This is a genomic window from Staphylococcus equorum, assembly GCF_029531845.1.
Taxonomy (GTDB): domain Bacteria; phylum Bacillota; class Bacilli; order Staphylococcales; family Staphylococcaceae; genus Staphylococcus; species Staphylococcus equorum_C.
Genome location: NZ_JAMBPV010000001.1, coordinates 257,444 through 274,962 on the forward strand (window position 1 = coordinate 257,444; position 17,519 = coordinate 274,962).

Here is a 17,519-nt window from a genome sequence, read left to right on the forward strand (position 1 = left end):
AGGTAGGTCTTTTTATATATCTCTTTAATCAAAGATTATTCTTCTTCATTGTCGTCGCTATCCGCATTGTCGATATCTTCGTTAACACGATTCATAAAGTCTTCTCTTACTTCTTTACGGTCATCTTCTTCAGAGTTGTCATCTTCAACTTCTGTATGGATACCATTGCCTGGTGTGTTATCTTCTACAACTGCTTCATTATTGGATGACGTGTCTTGTGTTTCAGAATCCGTTGTTTGAGCATTTGTTAAACCTAATTCATTTGTTTCAGATTCTTCAGTTGCTTCAACTTCTTCTTCCTCTTCTTCGTCTACTATAGCTACAGTAGATACAAAATGATTATCATCTAATTTGATTAATCTCACACCTTGGGCTGCACGTCCATTTTGTGAAATATCATCTACATCGATACGAATAATAACACCAGAATTTGTTACAACCATCAAGTCTTCTTCTCCTGTGACTGATGTTATACAAACAATGTTACCATTACGCTCAGTAATCGTAGCAGTCTTAATACCTTTACCGCCACGGTTTGATAATCTGTAATCCCCTACAGGTGTACGTTTACCGTAACCATTTTCAGTAACTACTAGGATTTCATCATCTTGTTCCGCTTTAGTAACATCTAAGCCGACAACTTTATCGCCTTCTCTAAGCGTTATACCTTTCACACCTGCTGCCGTACGACCAAGTGGACGTAATGCAGTTTCATGGAAACGAATTAATGATGCATGTGCAGTACCAATAAGAATGTCAGTTTCACCATCTGTGAGACGTACTGCAATCAGTTCATCATCCTCTTTAAAGTTGATAGCAATCTTACCGTTTCTATTTATATGTGAGAAGTTGCTTAACGCAGAACGCTTAACTCTACCTTTTAGCGTGGCAAATACAAGGTAATTTTCTTCACTTTCTAAATCTTTAACGGCAATCATTGTACTGATTGATTCATCACTATCTAGCTCTATGGCATTGACTACTGGAATACCTTTAGACTGACGTGAGAGTTCTGGAACTTCGTAACCTTTAAGTTTGTAGACACGGCCTTTATTCGTAAAGAATAAAACGTGATCATGTGTGCTCAACGTTACAAGTTGACTAACGAAGTCTTCTTCAAGTGTGTTCATACCTTGTACACCACGACCACCACGATGTTGTGATCTATATGTTGAAACAGGTAAGCGTTTAATATAGTTATTATGACTTAATGTAATAACAATTTGTTCTTCAGGAATTAAGTCTTCATCTTCAATGTTATCTAAGCCGCCAAGCTGAATTTCAGTCTTACGTTCATCTCCAAAACGGTCACGCACATCAATCAGTTCATCACGCACGATTTGTAAAAGTTTTTCTTCATCAGCAAGAATTGCTTTTAACTCTTCAATATAAGCAATTAAATCATTGTATTCTGATTCAATCTTATCGCGTTCTAAACCAGTTAAACGTCTTAAACGCATATCTAAAATCGCTTGAGCTTGACGTTCAGTTAACTTAAATTGCTCTTGTAAGCTTGTCATCGCAATTTTGTCGTTATCTGATTCACGTATCACTCTAATGATTTCATCAATATGATCTAGTGCAATTCTTAAACCTTCTAAAATATGTGCACGGTCTAATGCTTTTTTCAAGTTGTATTCAGTACGTCTTCTTACAACTATTTTTTGGTGATCTAAGTATTCAACCAATGCTTCTTTAAGTGTGATAAGTCTTGGTCTACCATTTACCAATGCAATCATGTTTACACCAAATGATGTTTGTAATGGTGTTTGTTTATACAAGTTATTTAAAACAACACTTGCGTTTGCGTCTTTACGAACATCAATTACGACACGTACACCTGTACGTAAACTTGTTTCATCACGTAAATCTGTAATACCTTCTATTTTTTTATCGCGAGCTAATTCAGCGATTTTTTCAATCATACGCGATTTATTGACTTGATAAGGTACTTCAGTCACTACGATACGTTGACGTCCGCCACCGCGCTCTTCTATTTCAGCACGAGAACGCATTATAACTGAACCACGTCCAGTTTCAAATGCACGACGGATGCCACTTTTACCTAGAATTAAAGCACCTGTAGGGAAATCAGGCCCTTGCACATCTTCCATTAATTCAGAAATAGTGATGTCAGGGTTATAACTTAAACTTAATACGCCGTTAATAACTTCTGTTAAGTTATGCGGTGGAATATTAGTAGCCATACCAACAGCGATACCCGAAGCACCGTTAACTAATAAGTTCGGGAACCTTGATGGTAAGACTGACGGCTCTCTTTCATTACCATCATAGTTATCTATGAAATCAATTGTATTTTTGTTAAGGTCTCTCAACATTTCAAGCGTGATCTTAGACATACGTGCTTCTGTATAACGCATCGCAGCAGCGCCATCGCCATCCATTGAACCAAAGTTACCTTGACCATCAATTAAAGGATATCGATAGCTGAAGTCCTGTGCCATTCTTACCATTGCTTCATAAATCGATGAGTCACCATGCGGGTGATATTTACCCATTACGTCCCCAACAATACGTGCAGACTTTTTATATGATTTGTCAGGTGTCATACCTTGTTCATGTAATCCGTATAATATACGTCGATGTACTGGTTTTAATCCATCTCTAACGTCTGGCAAAGCACGTGAGACAATAACGCTCATCGCATAATCTAAGAACGATTCGCGCATTTCATTGGTTATATTTCGTTCATTAATTCTTGATTCAGGTAGTTCAGCCATCAAGATATCCTCCTTCAAAAATTCAGTTCATTGTATTAGAAATCTAAGTTCGCATAGACTGCGTTATCTTCAATAAACTGTCTACGATTCTCAACAACATCGCCCATCAACATTTCAAACACTTGGTCAGCTTCTATAGCATCATCTAGTGATACTTGCAGTAACGTTCTGTGTTCAGGATTCATTGTAGTTTCCCACAATTGATCCGCATTCATTTCACCGAGACCTTTGTAACGTGAAATCGACCATTTTGGACTTGGGTCTAGCTCTTCTTTAAGTTTATCTAATTCACGTTCGTTAAACACATAATATTTCTGTTTACCTTGCGTCAATTTGAAAAGTGGCGGTTGCGCAATATATACGTATCCCGCTTCTAATAACGGTCTCATAAAGCGATAGAAGAATGTTAATAACAATGTTCTAATGTGCGCGCCATCGACATCGGCATCTGTCATAAGGACAATCTTGTGATAACGTGCTTTACTCAAATCAAATTCTCCGCCAATTCCTGTACCAAATGCAGTAATCATTGAACGAATTTCATTGTTGTTTAGTATTCTATCTAATCGTGCTTTCTCAACGTTTAAAATCTTACCACGTAACGGTAAAATCGCTTGTGTCTCTGAATCACGGCCTGATTTTGTAGACCCTCCGGCAGAGTCACCCTCGACGATAAATATTTCACTTCGAGATGGATCTTTACTAGAACAGTCTGCAAGTTTACCAGGCAGACTTGAGATTTCTAAAGCAGATTTACGGCGTGTAACTTCACGTGCTTTTTTAGCTGCAAGACGTGCATGAGATGCCATAATACTTTTCTCAACGACAATACGTCCGACTTGTGGATTTTCGTATAAGAATCTTTCAAATAGTTCAGCGAATAATTTATCAACAACTTGACGCACTTCTGTGTTACCAAGTTTCGTCTTAGTTTGTCCCTCAAATTGCGGGTCGCTGTGTTTGATAGAAACGACCGCTGTTAAACCCTCACGTGTATCCTCACCTGAAAGTCGTTCTTTATCTTCTTTGATTATTTTACTGTTTATACCATAGCTGTTTAGCACACGAGAAAGTGCACGTTTGAACCCTTCTTCATGTGTACCACCTTCGTATGTGTGGATATTATTCGCATATGTTAATAAGTTCGTTGCATAACCTTTGTTATACTGTAATGCAATTTCAACTTCAATATCATCTTTTGATTCATGCACATAAATAGGTTCATCATGAAGTGGTTCTTTCGTTTCATTCAACATTTCTACGTAAGATTTAATGCCGCCTTCATAGCGATAAGAATCTTCTCTAACTTCCTCTTCACGTTCATCTCTTAACGTAATTGAAATACCTTTATTCAAGAAAGCAAGCTCTCTTGTACGTTGTTGTAATGTTTCATAGTGATATTCTGTAGTTTCAGTGAATATTTCAGAATCCGCTTTAAAACGAATTACCGTACCAGTGGCAGTATCAGTTTCTCCAATAACTTTCAAATCGAATTGCGGTACCCCTTTTTTATAGGCCTGATGGTAAATTTCGTTATCTTTGTAAACGTACACTTCAAGATCTTCAGACAACGCGTTAACTACGGATGAACCTACACCATGTAAGCCACCAGATACTTTATATCCGCCGCCGCCGAATTTACCGCCAGCATGAAGCACTGTCAAAATAACTTCTACAGCAGGACGTCCCATTTTTTCTTGAATCCCTACTGGAATTCCTCGTCCGTTATCAGTAACTTTTATCCAATTATCTTTTTCTATAACAATTTCAACTTCGTCGGCATATCCAGCAAGTGCCTCATCGATACTATTATCGACGATTTCCCATACAAGATGATGCAAACCTCTTGCTGAAGTTGACCCTATATACATACCTGGTCGTTTACGAACCGCTTCTAGACCTTCTAATACTTGAATCTGACCAGCACCATAATCTTCCGTGTTGTTCACATCTGACAATGCTTCCACCTTCACTTTCTATTACTTTATAATTTCGCCTTGGTTAACGCGATAAAGTTTAGCGTTCTTCATAATTTCATGCTCTATACCGTCGACTGATGTTGTAGTGACAAAAGTCTGCACTTTATGTTGAATTGTGCTTAATAAATGAGACTGACGTGAATCATCTAATTCACTTAATACATCATCTAGCAATAAGATAGGGTACTCTCCTACTTCGATATTCATTAACTCGATTTCTGCGAGTTTTATCGATAAAGCTGTAGTCCGTTGTTGGCCTTGAGAGCCATACGTCTGAGCATCCATACCATTTACATTGAAACCTAAATCATCTCTGTGAGGACCGTATAAACAAACGCCTCTATCTTTCTCACGTTCCATATTGTCATTGAGTAAAGTTAAGACTTCTTCTAAGCGTTCTGTCTCACTTTTCTCTTCATCGTCGAGTCTTATACTAGGCAAATATTTTAATGACAACGTCTCACGTTCGTCCGTTATCCCAGAATGGATAGGCTTAGCTAGTGATTCAAGTTCTTTAATAAAATGTTCACGTCTGAGCGTAATTTTGAGTGCATATTCTGCAAATTGTTGATTTAAGACATCTAGCATTGTGCTGTCTGTCTTTTGACCATATTGCAGCTGCTTCAAATAATTATTCTTTTGTTTTAAAATCCGCTGGTACTGGGACAAATCATTTAAGTATACTGCAGAAATTTGCCCAAGCTCCATATCTATAAATCTGCGTCTAATTTGTGGTGACCCTTTGACAATATTTAAATCTTCAGGCGCAAACAATACGACGTTCAAGTGACCAATGTATTGAGTCAGTCTACTTTGTTCCAAGTGATTAATTTTAACTTGCTTACCCTTTTTGGTTATAAACATCGTTAAAGGCATTTCACCGTATCTATAACTAAGTTCACCTTCTATTTTAGCATAGTCCATACCGAAACGTATAAGTTCCTTATCGTTGGACGTTCTATGACTTTTAGCCAACGCTAATGTATAAATGGATTCAAGAAGGTTTGTCTTCCCTTGTGCATTCTCACCAATCAATATATTGACCTCTGGATGACAATTAAGGGTAACTGAATCATAGTTACGATAATTTTCTATCTGGAGTGTCTTTAATCTCATTCTTCACCTTGTTGTAAAATAACAAATGAACCGACTTCTGGTATGACAATGCTATCTTGATGGTTTAACTTTTTACCACGACGTGTTTCACGTTCATCATTTATCAAGACATCAAAATCTTGTAAGAACCATTTTGCTTGTCCACCAGATTCGATAATACCTTCTGTCTTTAGAAATTGCCCTAAAGTAATGTCTCCATCAACGATTACCTCTTCAACCAAATCAATCACTCCGTTTCTTTTAAGCTCACTAATATATTATACCTTTTTTCACGAAAAATTTCATGCAAAATACAGTGTGGAAGCGCATTCTTCCAACTAATTTTTACTTATTTTTAATAATTATCTACAAAGCCCTTTATAGCGATTGTTTTACACGTAATATTATATCAAATTTTAAGTGATTTTATTCCATCTTTTTGATTCTCTGTTAGTAAATTTCAAATTTGATACGAAATCAGATACGCATTTTTGATGTGTAAGATTTTAAATGGCATTTAAAGCGTGTTTTAGACGTGTTTTAAAATTCCATGAAAATACCCTAACAATTAACAATAAATGCTTATATTTAATCGCTCAGTGCCTTTAAAAATGAAATATAACGCTTAAAATAGTTCTGAAATTTGCGCTTGTCTTAAAAATGCTCCTGCTTTATTTATATACACGCATATAGACTAACGATTACTTTTGAATTAAAAAATAAAAGAAAAACCCCAGACAAAATAGATTGTCTAGGGATAAATTATTAAATTCTAATATGTTCTGATTGGTAAAATTAATTGTGTTACCGAATCATCGTCTTTTGGTTTTAAAATAAATGGTTTCATTGTGCCAAAGAATTCTATTTCTACTTCGTCATTATCGATTGCTTTCAATGCATCCATCATATATTTTGAGTTGAATGAAATCTTCAAGTTGCCACCATCAACGTTACTAGCTTTAACGTCTTCATTTACGGTACCAATTTCAGGAGATGTTGAAGATAACTCTACTAATTCATTACCAGTACTTAATTTAATAACGTTATTACCACCTTCACGTGCTAATAGTGATGCACGATCGATTGCATGATAGAATTCACCGTTATTAATGCCCAATTTAATTTCGTAATTCTCTGGGAATAAACGAGATGTATCAGGATAATGCCCTTCTAATAAGCGTGAAATAAAGTTCACATTACCAACTTTGAATAGCACTTGATTTGATGCAAAGAAGATATCAATCTCTTCTTCACTATCTGTCATTATTTTATTTAACTCAGATAATGCCTTACCTGGAATGATGACATTTTTATTTTCAGACTCGTCTTCTAATGCCACTTTTCTTACGGCCAAGCGGTGCGAATCAGTAGCTGTGCATATTAATTCATTATCTTGTATAAGCCAGTTGACACCAGTCAGTACCGGGCGTGTTTCTGAGGTGGACACTGCAAAATTCGTTTGTGCTATCACGTTTTTAAGTACTTTTACAGATAATTGAATCGCATCATCACGAGAAACTTGTGGTAGTAATGGATATTGATCTGGATCTAAACCACTTAAGTTAAATTCAGAATGACCTGAAGTAATTAACGTTTGAAATTGTTCATTTGTAGAAAGTTTTACTTCTTTACCAGGTAACTTTTTAATAATATCTACGAAGAAACGACCAGGGAGTACAACTGATCCAGTTTCTGCAACTTCTATAATGTCTTCACCATCAACTTGTTTAGGTATAGTGATTTCGATAGATATTTCTGAGTCAGAACCAGTAAGTATCACTTCGTTGTTTTTAACTTCAATTTTTATACCAGTTAATATAGGTAATGTAGTTCTTGGTGAGATGGCTTTTAATGTGTCATTTAATTGAGCAATAAAATAATCTCTTCTTATTGTGAATTCCATCTAATTTTCAAACTCCTTCCAGTCGTTTATATATAAATTATATAGGTTTTAAAACAGTAGTAATAGTAGTAGGGCTTGTGGATTAGGGGATAACCCAAGCTAATTCAGATATGACATCATTTAACGACTGTGGATAACTTGTGCACAGTGTGTATGACTTTTACACATTATCCACAATCACCAAAATTCAGCGCTAATAAGTTATTCCTCAATTTTCCCACAATTAATCTGTTATAGTACAGTTTTTTTATTGATTTCTAATTTCTTTTTCTAAATTTTCCAGTTCTTGTTTAAAAGTTGGATCACTACTTACTTCTTTTGCTATTTTTTCATGCGCATGGATAACAGTCGTATGATCACGGCCACCAAACTCTTCACCAATTTTAGGTAATGAGAAATCAGTTAGCTCACGTGATAAGTACATTGCAATTTGGCGCGGATAGGCAATCGATTTTGTACGTTTTTTAGCACTAAAATCTTCAATTCTCACGCTGTAATATTGTCCAACTATCTTTTGAATATCCTGAATCGTAATTTTTTTCGATTTTGGTGCTTGAATAATATCTTTTAACGCTGCAGCAGTTAATTCAGTCGTAATTGGTTGGCCTTGAAGTTTAGAAAATGCTAATACACGAGTGAGTGCACCTTCAAGTTCACGAATATTGGACTGGATTTGATTAGCAATATAAGTTAATGCTTCAGTTGGAATATTTAAATTTTCTTCTCCAATTTTTTTCTGCAAAATAGCCATTCTTGTCTCGTAATCAGGAGGTGTAATATCAACGATTAACCCCCATTCAAAGCGAGAACGTAAACGATCTTCTAATTTAGCAATTTCTTTCGGTGGTCTATCACTCGAAATAACAATTTGTTTGTTTGCTTGATGTAACTCATTAAAAGTATGGAAGAATTCTTCTTGTGTTTGCTCTTTATTTTGGATGAATTGAATATCATCTATTAATAAAACATCAATATTACGGTATTTTTCTCTAAAACGCTCAGTTTTATTATCACGAATAGATTTAATAAATTCATTAGTGAATTTCTCACTAGACGTGTAAATAACTTTAGCATCAGGGTTGTTTTCTAATACATAATGACCAATTGCATGCATTAGATGCGTTTTTCCTAAACCAACGCCACCATAAATAAAGAGCGGGTTATAGGCTTGAGCAGGTGCTTCGGCAACAGCGAGACTTGCTGCATGAGGAAATCTATTGCCAGGCCCGATCACGAAAGTATCAAAAGTATTGTGTGTGTTGAATTGTTCGCCGCCGATGACAGCTTCATCTACACCCGGTGTATACTTTTTCTTTTGTGGAAGCTCTTGGCTAGCCTGTTGATTTTCACCTGATTTTAAACTTTCTAACTGATCTTCAGAATAGAAAACTGGCATAATTTCATGACCGATTGCCTCATATAATGCAGTTTGAATAATTTCAACATAATGCGTTTTTAACCAATTGGCAACAAATGGATCATCGATAACAACAATGGCTTCATCATTTTGCAATGAGTAAAGCTTAGTATCTTTAAGGAAAGTTTGATAGCTAGGATAACTTACTTTCTCTTGAGCCAAGGTTAGGACTTTTTCCCAAATTTCTTTTTCTGACATATGAATAAACTCCAACTTTCATAAATTTTAAAAGTTATACACAAAAACAACAGGCATAAATAAAACTAATCACAGCGTGTTGATAATTATCCACAAGTTACACACAATCAGTGGATAACTATTTATTGGCTATGATTTATACACAGCTGTTTAGTATATAATTCAATAAATTAAACCCTGTATCTATCAATATTTACATGACTTATCCACACAATTATACTTTTTAACAATGACCAATGTCAAATGGCTGTGAATATGTTGTTAAAACGTAGATGAACTTGTTAATAACATATGTATTATCCACAAAAACAGAAAACGCAACTGTGCATAAGTGGATAACTTTGAGGAATAAACAGTATAGCAAAAATATAAGCATTTGTGAGCTTGGGAAATAATTTATAAAAATTGTATGGAAAATGTATAACGAAAAATGAAGAATAATACGGATTATTTTTTAGATAGCAATGTTTCTACTATAATAGGGGAAGATAGGAAATTTATAATTCAATACTTCCTTATATGCAATTAAATTTGGAAGTAATTTTTATTTGCCTATAAATTGGAAAGACTCAAATTGATGCTTGCTTTATAAAATATATTTTGTTATATTGTAGAAGTTGCTTGAATTATGACTAGAAATTAATAACAGTTAAATCAAGACTTAAGAGCAGAAGCGTATATTAATTTATCTATTATAATAGTTAGATAACCGAATAAAGATGGAGGTGTTTTTGCATGGTAAAACGTACTTATCAACCAAATAAACGTAAACATAGTAAAGTTCATGGTTTCAGAAAACGCATGAGCACAAAAAATGGTCGTAAAGTTTTGGCGCGTCGTCGTCGTAAAGGCCGTAAAGTACTATCAGCATAAGATCACTGACTCATCAGTGGTCTTTTTTTTGGTTTTAATGAAGGAAAATGGCAGGAAATTACGTTAATTTTCGTTAGCAATTTAAGAAAATTAATGATATAGATTAAACATATATTTAAAACATAATACATCTAATGAAGAGATAAGTGAGTGATGGTTGGTGGAAAAAGCGTATCGAATTAAAAAAAATGGTGATTTTCAATTTATTTATAAAAAAGGGAAATCAGTCGCTAACAGACAATTTGTAGTATACACAAAACCCAACAAAAATTTAGAGCATTTTCGCTTAGGTATAAGCGTTTCTAAAAAAATAGGTAATGCCGTGGTCAGAAACCGTATTAAAAGAGCTATTCGTGAAAACTTCAAAGTACATAAAGAAGATATGCTACCATTAGACATTGTGGTAATAGCGAGGAAGCCAGCTAAAGATATGGATACGCTACAAATTCAAGCAAGCCTTGAACATGTGCTGAAAATAGCAAAGGCTTTTAATAAGCGCATCTAAGTAGGGGAGGGGAAGTAAATATTTAGACTACCGTTAGTCTAACCTCACACAACCCTAAGACTAACCGTGTATTTTTTCAATCAAGATGTTCGCTTTTTGATAGGAAACTCTTTACAATATTATAATGATAAAATTTAGACAATAAAGGAGGCGAGATGGATGATGGATTTAGATACAATAACGAGTATATCCACGCCGATGGGCGAAGGTGCGATAGGTATCGTACGTTTATCTGGTGCTGATGCAGTCAATGTTGCTGACAAGTTATTTAAAGGAAAACAAGAACTTGCAGATGTAACATCTCATACAATTAACTATGGTCATATTATTGACCCGGAATCAGAAGAAGTTATAGAGGAAGTAATGGTTTCTGTGCTACGTGCACCGAAGACTTTTACGCGTGAAGATATTGTTGAAATCAACTGTCACGGTGGTATTTTAACAATTAATAGAGTGCTTGAATTAACGATGAGTAATGGAGCACGTATGGCTGAACCAGGGGAATTTACTAAACGTGCATTCTTAAATGGACGTATTGATTTATCCCAAGCGGAAGCAGTGATGGATTTTATTCGTTCTAAAACCGATCGTGCATCAAAAGTTGCAATGAATCAAATAGAAGGCCGTTTGAGTGATATGATTAAGCGACAGCGACAATCCATTCTCGAAATCCTTGCACAAGTCGAAGTTAATATAGATTACCCAGAATATGATGATGTAGAAGACGCTACTACAGAATTTTTACTAGGCAAATCAAATGAAATTAAAGCAGAGATTAATAAATTATTAGAAACTGGTACGCAAGGTAAGATTATGAGGGAAGGCTTATCTACAGTCATCGTTGGTAGGCCTAATGTTGGTAAATCTTCAATGCTGAATAATCTAATCCAAGATAATAAAGCAATCGTTACAGAAGTGCCAGGAACAACACGAGATACATTAGAAGAATACGTTAACGTTCGAGGCGTACCATTAAGGTTAGTAGACACAGCAGGTATTCGTGAAACCGAGGATATTGTAGAACGTATAGGTGTTGAACGTTCTCGAAAAGCATTAGGTGAGGCAGACTTAATCTTATTTGTATTAAATTATAACGAAGCGCTCTCTGAAGAAGATCGTAAACTTTATGAAGTAATCAAAAATGAAGATGCAATTGTTATTGTAAATAAAATGGATTTAGACAAACAATTAGATATAGATGAAGTTAAAGAAATGGTAGGAGATATGCCCTTAATTCAAACTTCTATGTTGAAGCAAGAAGGAATAGATCAATTAGAAATACAAATTAGAGATTTATTCTTTGGTGGCGATGTTCAAAATCAAGATATGACGTATGTATCTAATTCAAGGCATATTTCGTTGTTAAAAGAGGCTAGAAATACAATTCAAGACGCAATAGATGCTGCAGAAGCAGATATACCAATGGATATGATTCAAATTGACTTGACGAGAACTTGGGAAATATTAGGTGAAATCATCGGAGAATCTGCAAGTGACGAATTGATAGATCAATTATTTAGTCAGTTCTGTTTAGGGAAATAATAAGGAGGAAAATAGTATGGCTCAAAAATATGATGTAATAGTAATAGGAGCCGGGCATGCTGGTATTGAAGCGGGACTTGCTTCAGCTCGAAGTGGTGCAAAAACGCTTATGTTAACAATTAACTTAGATAATATCGCTTTTATGCCATGTAATCCATCAGTTGGTGGACCGGCAAAAGGAATCGTAGTGCGTGAAATAGATGCCTTAGGTGGACAAATGGCTAAAACGATTGATAAGACCCACATTCAAATGCGTATGTTGAATACGGGTAAAGGCCCCGCAGTGAGAGCATTACGTGCACAAGCAGATAAAGTATTGTATCAACAAGAAATGAAAAAAGTAATTGAAGATGAAGACAACCTTGATATTATGCAAGGCATGGTAGATGACTTAATGATTGAAGATGATGTAATTAAAGGCGTACATACTAACATTGGAACAGAATACTGGGCAGAGGCAGTTATTATTACAACAGGTACATTTTTACGCGGTGAAATCATCTTAGGAAACATGAAATATTCAAGTGGCCCTAACCATCAATTACCATCTATTTCATTAGCTGATAATTTAAGAAATCTTGGCTTTGAAGTTGTTAGATTTAAGACGGGTACACCACCTCGTGTAAATGCGAAAACAATTGATTATTCTAAAACTGAAATTCAACCAGGTGATGATGTAGGTAGAGCGTTTAGTTTTGAAACTACTGAATATATCTTAGATCAATTACCGTGTTGGTTAACATATACAAATGCTGATACACACCAAGTGATTGATGATAATTTACATCTATCAGCAATGTATTCAGGAATGATTAAAGGAACTGGTCCAAGATATTGTCCATCAATTGAAGATAAATTTGTGCGTTTCAACGATAAACCACGTCACCAATTATTCTTAGAACCAGAAGGACGTAATACGAATGAAGTTTACGTTCAAGGATTATCTACAAGTCTTCCAGAACATGTACAAAGACAAATGGTAGAGACAATCCCCGGTCTAGAAAAAGCTGACATGATGCGTGCAGGATATGCAATTGAATACGATGCGCTCGTACCTACACAATTATGGCCAACGCTTGAAACTAAAAAAATCAAAAACTTATATACTGCTGGTCAAATCAACGGTACATCAGGTTATGAAGAAGCAGCTGGACAAGGTATTATGGCTGGTATTAATGCAGCAGCTAGAGTACAAGGTAAAGATGAAGTTGTCTTAAGCCGTTCTGATGCATATATCGGTGTATTAATTGATGATCTTGTTACGAAAGGTACAAATGAACCTTACCGTTTATTAACATCTCGTGCAGAGTACCGTCTATTAATAAGACATGATAACGCTGATTTACGTCTAACGGATTTAGGTCATGAATTAGGAATGATTTCTGAAGAGCGTTATGCACGTTTTAATGCAAAACGCGACATGATAAAATCAGAACAAGACCGTTTAGGTAGCATCCGAGTGAAACCACATGATCGCGTTCAAGAAATTATCGAAGCACAAGGTGGTTCTCGCTTGAAAGATGGTATTTTAGCATTAGAACTATTACGCCGTCCTGAAATGACTTATGATTTAATTCTTGAAATTCTAGATGAACCACATGTACTTCCATCAGATGTTGAAGAACAAGTAGAAATTCAAACAAAATATGAAGGCTACATCAACAAGTCATTACAACAAGTTGAAAAAGTAAAACGTATGGAAGAGAAAAAAATTCCGGAAGACTTAGATTATAGTAAAGTAGATAGTTTAGCGACGGAAGCGCGTGAAAAATTAGCAGAAGTTAAGCCATTAAACATTGCGCAAGCTTCTCGTATTTCTGGGGTGAATCCAGCTGATATCTCAATTTTACTTGTTTTTCTTGAACAAGGAAAAATCCAAAGGGTGAAAAATTAAGATGAGTGTAGAATGGTTAACTAAGCAACTCAGTACACAAGGAATAGAACTTTCAGAACAACAACAACGACAATTTCAAACGTATTACCAAATGCTTGTTGAATGGAATGAAAAAATAAATTTAACAAGTATCACTGAAGAACATGAAGTGTATTTGAAACATTTTTATGATTCAATTGCGCCAAGTTTTTATACGGATTTGACTAAAGAATTAACAATTTGTGATATAGGTGCTGGCGCTGGTTTCCCAAGCATTCCTTTAAAAATTATTTTTCCGAATTTAAAAGTTACAATTGTAGATTCGTTAAATAAACGTATAAACTTTTTAAATCAATTAGCTGAGGCTCTAAATCTTGAAAATGTAAATTTCGTGCACGATCGTGCTGAAACATTTGGCAAAGGAGTCTACAGGGAGTCTTATGATATCGTAACTGCACGTGCTGTTGCTAGACTTTCAGTATTAAGTGAATTGTGTCTACCTTTAGTTAAAAAGGGTGGTCAATTCATCGCTTTAAAATCGTCTAAAGGTGAAGAAGAATTAGAAGAAGCACGTTTCGGTTTAGGTATTTTTGGTGGTAAAGTTCGAGAAACGATTTCATATGAATTGCCAGAAGAAGCAGGCGAGAGACAAATGATTATTATAGACAAGAGAAGTCAGACACCTAAGAAGTATCCTAGGAAACCAGGAACACCGAATAAGTCTCCATTGCTTAACAAGTAAATGCAAATCAATACAATTAATTTAGAGGGAGCGCATGGAAAATGAAGAAACCTTTTTCTAAATTATTTGGTTTAAAGAACAAAGATGACATTGTTGGTTATATTGAAGAAGATCATAATAATAGCGTTGAATCTATTCATATCGAACGTATTGTGCCAAACCGTTATCAACCAAGACAAGTATTTGAGCCAAATAAGATAAAAGAACTCGCAGAATCAATAGAAGAACATGGTTTGTTACAGCCTATCGTCGTACGTCCAATAGAAGAAGATATGTTTGAAATTATTGCTGGTGAACGTAGATTTAGAGCGTTTCAATCACTTGGTAAAACACACGCAGAAGTCATTATTAGATATTTAGATGATGAAGAGACTGCTGTGGTTGCACTTATTGAAAATATTCAACGTGAAAACCTATCCGTCGTTGAAGAAGCGGAAGCATATAAAAAGTTATTGGAAATCGGTGATACCACGCAGAGTGAATTAGCTAAAAGTGTTGGTAAAAGCCAAAGTTTCATAGCTAATAAATTGCGTTTATTAAAATTAACACCTAAAGTCATCGAACGTTTACGTGAAGGTAAGATTACTGAACGTCACGCTCGCGCAATGTTAAGTTTGTCAGAAGAAGATCAAGAAATATTGGTTGAAACTGTTATTAGCCAAAAGCTAAACGTAAAACAAACAGAAGCTCGAGTGAAACAAAAAGTTGGCCCTGAAAAGGTGACGGCTCAAACGTTTGGATTTGAAAAAGACTTAACTGACGCACGTGATGCTGTCGGTAAAAGTCTTGAAAGCATTGAAAAAAGCGGCATTAAATACGAACATCAAGCTAAAGATCACGACGACTATTATGAAATAAAGATTAAATTATACAAACGTTAATATAACCAAAATAAAAAATCTTGGAAATAGATCCTCGATTAAATAATTGACTGTTAGAATCCTAATTGGAAATCTAACAGTCTTTTTTATGTTTGAATTTTATTAAGTTAATATAAAAATTCCATTGTAATATTGTGATAAATCGAAAACTGTGATTAAATTAAGAAAACGCTTACACATTATCTAAAGGGGGGATGATAATATGATTACGTTTATCGTGTCTATTATTTTATTAGTTGTAGGTTATTTCACTTATGGTAAATATATCGATAAGATGTTTGGAACGAAAGTGGAACGTCCGACACCAGCATTTCATCAAAGGGACGATGTTGATTACTTACCAATGAAGACATCATCTAATTCACTGATTCAATTATTAAATATTGCAGGTGTTGGTCCTATTTTCGGACCAATTATGGGGGCACTTTATGGACCTGTAGCATTTATTTGGATTGTCGTAGGGTGTATTTTTGCAGGGGCGGTTCATGATTATTTAACTGGGATGATTTCAATTAGAAATAAAGGGGCCCATTTGCCTGAACTTGCTGGTAAGTTTTTAGGAAAAGTGATGAAACACTTTGTTAATATTTTTTCTATTTTATTATTACTTTTAACAGGGACAGTATTTGTTACAAGTCCGGCATTATTATTACATAATTTATTAGACGGACGTATTGCATTAGGAATCATTATTTTTGTTATCTTTGTTTATTATGTTCTTTCTACTATTTTACCTATTGATAAGATTATTGGCCGTATTTATCCAATATTTGGTGCATTATTATTAATCAGTGCAGTTGGTATAGGTTTCCGTCTTATTCAAACAGGCGCACCAATTCCAGAGATTAATTTAAAAAATATGCATCCTGATGGGGCATCTATTTTCCCATTATTATTCTTCACGATTACTTGTGGAGCTTTATCTGGTTTCCATGCGACACAAACGCCAATTATTTCTAGAACAACGAAAAAAGAAAATAATGGTCGTTTTATCTTTTACGGGATGATGATTGCTGAAGGGATTATCGCTATGATTTGGGCAGCGGCTGGCATGAGTCTATTTAATGGTTACAATGGCCTTAGCGATGTATTAGCGCGTGGCGAAGCAGCATTAGTAGTAAGTGAAGCTTCTCATCTATTATTAGGTTCTGTCTTCGGGACAATCGCAGTGTTAGGTGTAATTATCTTACCAATTACAAGCGGCGACACATCTTTCCGTAGTGCAAGAATGATTATTGCGGATTACTTAAATTATGGACAGCGCAGTATTGTAAAAAGAATTATCATAGCAGCACCATTATTTGTAATTAGTTTCGGTTTGACCCAAGTCGACTTCACAGTACTTTGGCGTTATTTCTCTTGGGCTAACCAAACTACCGCGACTATCGCTTTGTGGGTCGGGGCTATGTACTTACTCATGGCTAAGAAGAATTTTTGGGTTGCAGCAATACCTGCCGTGTTCATGACATGGAATATATTTACTTATATTCTCAGTCAGCCAATTGGTTTAGGATTAGATCTTACTTTAAGCTATGTGTTAGCATTTGGCCTGACGATACTATGGGTTCTGTACTTTGGTTATCAATATAAGAAAATCACTGCAGGTGAGGGGTTTGAATTAGATCATCAAATTCAATATCAGCAACAAACGACTTAATTGTTATATTAGCAGTAGCTAACTGATGTTTAATTGGGGGCGGGACAGAAATCAAATTCAATTTTTGATTTCTATCTTGCCCTTTTTTGTGCTGTCTAAAGGTAGTCTAACAA

The 17,519-nt window shown here is 35.2% G+C and carries 13 protein-coding genes; 7 read left to right on the top strand and 6 right to left on the bottom strand.

The window, feature by feature from the left end:
* Window positions 1-35: 35 nt before the first annotated feature.
* The 6 genes from gyrA to dnaA form a co-directional block, all read right to left on the bottom strand.
* Window positions 36-2,741 (bottom strand): DNA gyrase subunit A, encoded by a 2,706-nt coding sequence (gyrA, locus tag M4L39_RS01170; RefSeq protein WP_277580350.1) that lies wholly within the window; start codon window positions 2,739-2,741, stop codon window positions 36-38.
* 35 nt (window positions 2,742-2,776) lie between these two features.
* A complete protein-coding gene (gene gyrB / locus M4L39_RS01175; protein ID WP_277580553.1) occupies window positions 2,777-4,708 on the bottom strand; it encodes a DNA topoisomerase (ATP-hydrolyzing) subunit B in 1,932 nt (643 codons plus the stop codon).
* A gap of 12 nt (window positions 4,709-4,720) precedes the next feature.
* A complete protein-coding gene (gene recF, locus M4L39_RS01180; protein WP_277580351.1) occupies window positions 4,721-5,836 on the bottom strand; it encodes a DNA replication/repair protein RecF in 1,116 nt (371 codons plus the stop codon).
* A complete protein-coding gene (gene yaaA, locus M4L39_RS01185; RefSeq protein WP_277580352.1) occupies window positions 5,833-6,066 on the bottom strand; it encodes a S4 domain-containing protein YaaA in 234 nt (77 codons plus the stop codon). Before yaaA ends, recF begins: the two co-directional genes overlap by 4 nt.
* Window positions 6,067-6,587: 521 nt before the next feature.
* Window positions 6,588-7,718: a DNA polymerase III subunit beta gene (dnaN, locus tag M4L39_RS01190; protein ID WP_277580353.1), complete on the bottom strand. Its 1,131-nt coding sequence runs from the start codon at window positions 7,716-7,718 to the stop codon at window positions 6,588-6,590.
* 247 nt (window positions 7,719-7,965) lie between these two features.
* Window positions 7,966-9,333: a chromosomal replication initiator protein DnaA gene (gene dnaA / locus M4L39_RS01195; RefSeq protein WP_277580354.1), complete on the bottom strand. Its 1,368-nt coding sequence runs from the start codon at window positions 9,331-9,333 to the stop codon at window positions 7,966-7,968.
* Between the two features lie 735 nt (window positions 9,334-10,068).
* Here dnaA and rpmH point away from each other — a divergent pair.
* The 7 genes from rpmH (at window position 10,069) to M4L39_RS01230 (ending at window position 17,406) form a co-directional block, all read left to right on the top strand.
* Complete coding sequence (gene rpmH / locus M4L39_RS01200) at window positions 10,069-10,206, top strand: 50S ribosomal protein L34 (protein ID WP_000240855.1); 138 nt, start codon at window positions 10,069-10,071, stop codon at window positions 10,204-10,206.
* A gap of 160 nt (window positions 10,207-10,366) precedes the next feature.
* Window positions 10,367-10,711 carry a ribonuclease P protein component gene (gene rnpA / locus M4L39_RS01205; protein WP_277580355.1) on the top strand — a complete coding sequence of 115 codons (345 nt, stop codon included), beginning with the start codon at window positions 10,367-10,369 and terminating at the stop codon, window positions 10,709-10,711.
* A gap of 162 nt (window positions 10,712-10,873) precedes the next feature.
* Entirely contained in the window at window positions 10,874-12,253 is a 1,380-nt protein-coding gene (mnmE, locus tag M4L39_RS01210; RefSeq protein ID WP_277580554.1) for a tRNA uridine-5-carboxymethylaminomethyl(34) synthesis GTPase MnmE, read from the top strand.
* Window positions 12,254-12,269: 16 nt separating this feature from the next.
* Window positions 12,270-14,147 (top strand): tRNA uridine-5-carboxymethylaminomethyl(34) synthesis enzyme MnmG, encoded by a 1,878-nt coding sequence (mnmG, locus tag M4L39_RS01215; RefSeq protein ID WP_277580356.1) that lies wholly within the window; start codon window positions 12,270-12,272, stop codon window positions 14,145-14,147.
* Window position 14,148: 1 nt separating this feature from the next.
* Window positions 14,149-14,868 carry a 16S rRNA (guanine(527)-N(7))-methyltransferase RsmG gene (rsmG, locus tag M4L39_RS01220; RefSeq protein ID WP_277580357.1) on the top strand — a complete coding sequence of 240 codons (720 nt, stop codon included), beginning with the start codon at window positions 14,149-14,151 and terminating at the stop codon, window positions 14,866-14,868.
* Between the two features lie 41 nt (window positions 14,869-14,909).
* On the top strand, window positions 14,910-15,749 hold the full coding sequence (locus M4L39_RS01225) for a ParB/RepB/Spo0J family partition protein (protein ID WP_277580358.1): 840 nt from the start codon (window positions 14,910-14,912) through the stop codon (window positions 15,747-15,749).
* Between the two features lie 202 nt (window positions 15,750-15,951).
* Window positions 15,952-17,406, top strand: a complete 1,455-nt coding sequence (locus M4L39_RS01230; RefSeq protein WP_277580359.1) for a carbon starvation CstA family protein — start codon at window positions 15,952-15,954, stop codon at window positions 17,404-17,406.
* The last annotated feature ends 113 nt before the right edge of the window (window positions 17,407-17,519 follow it).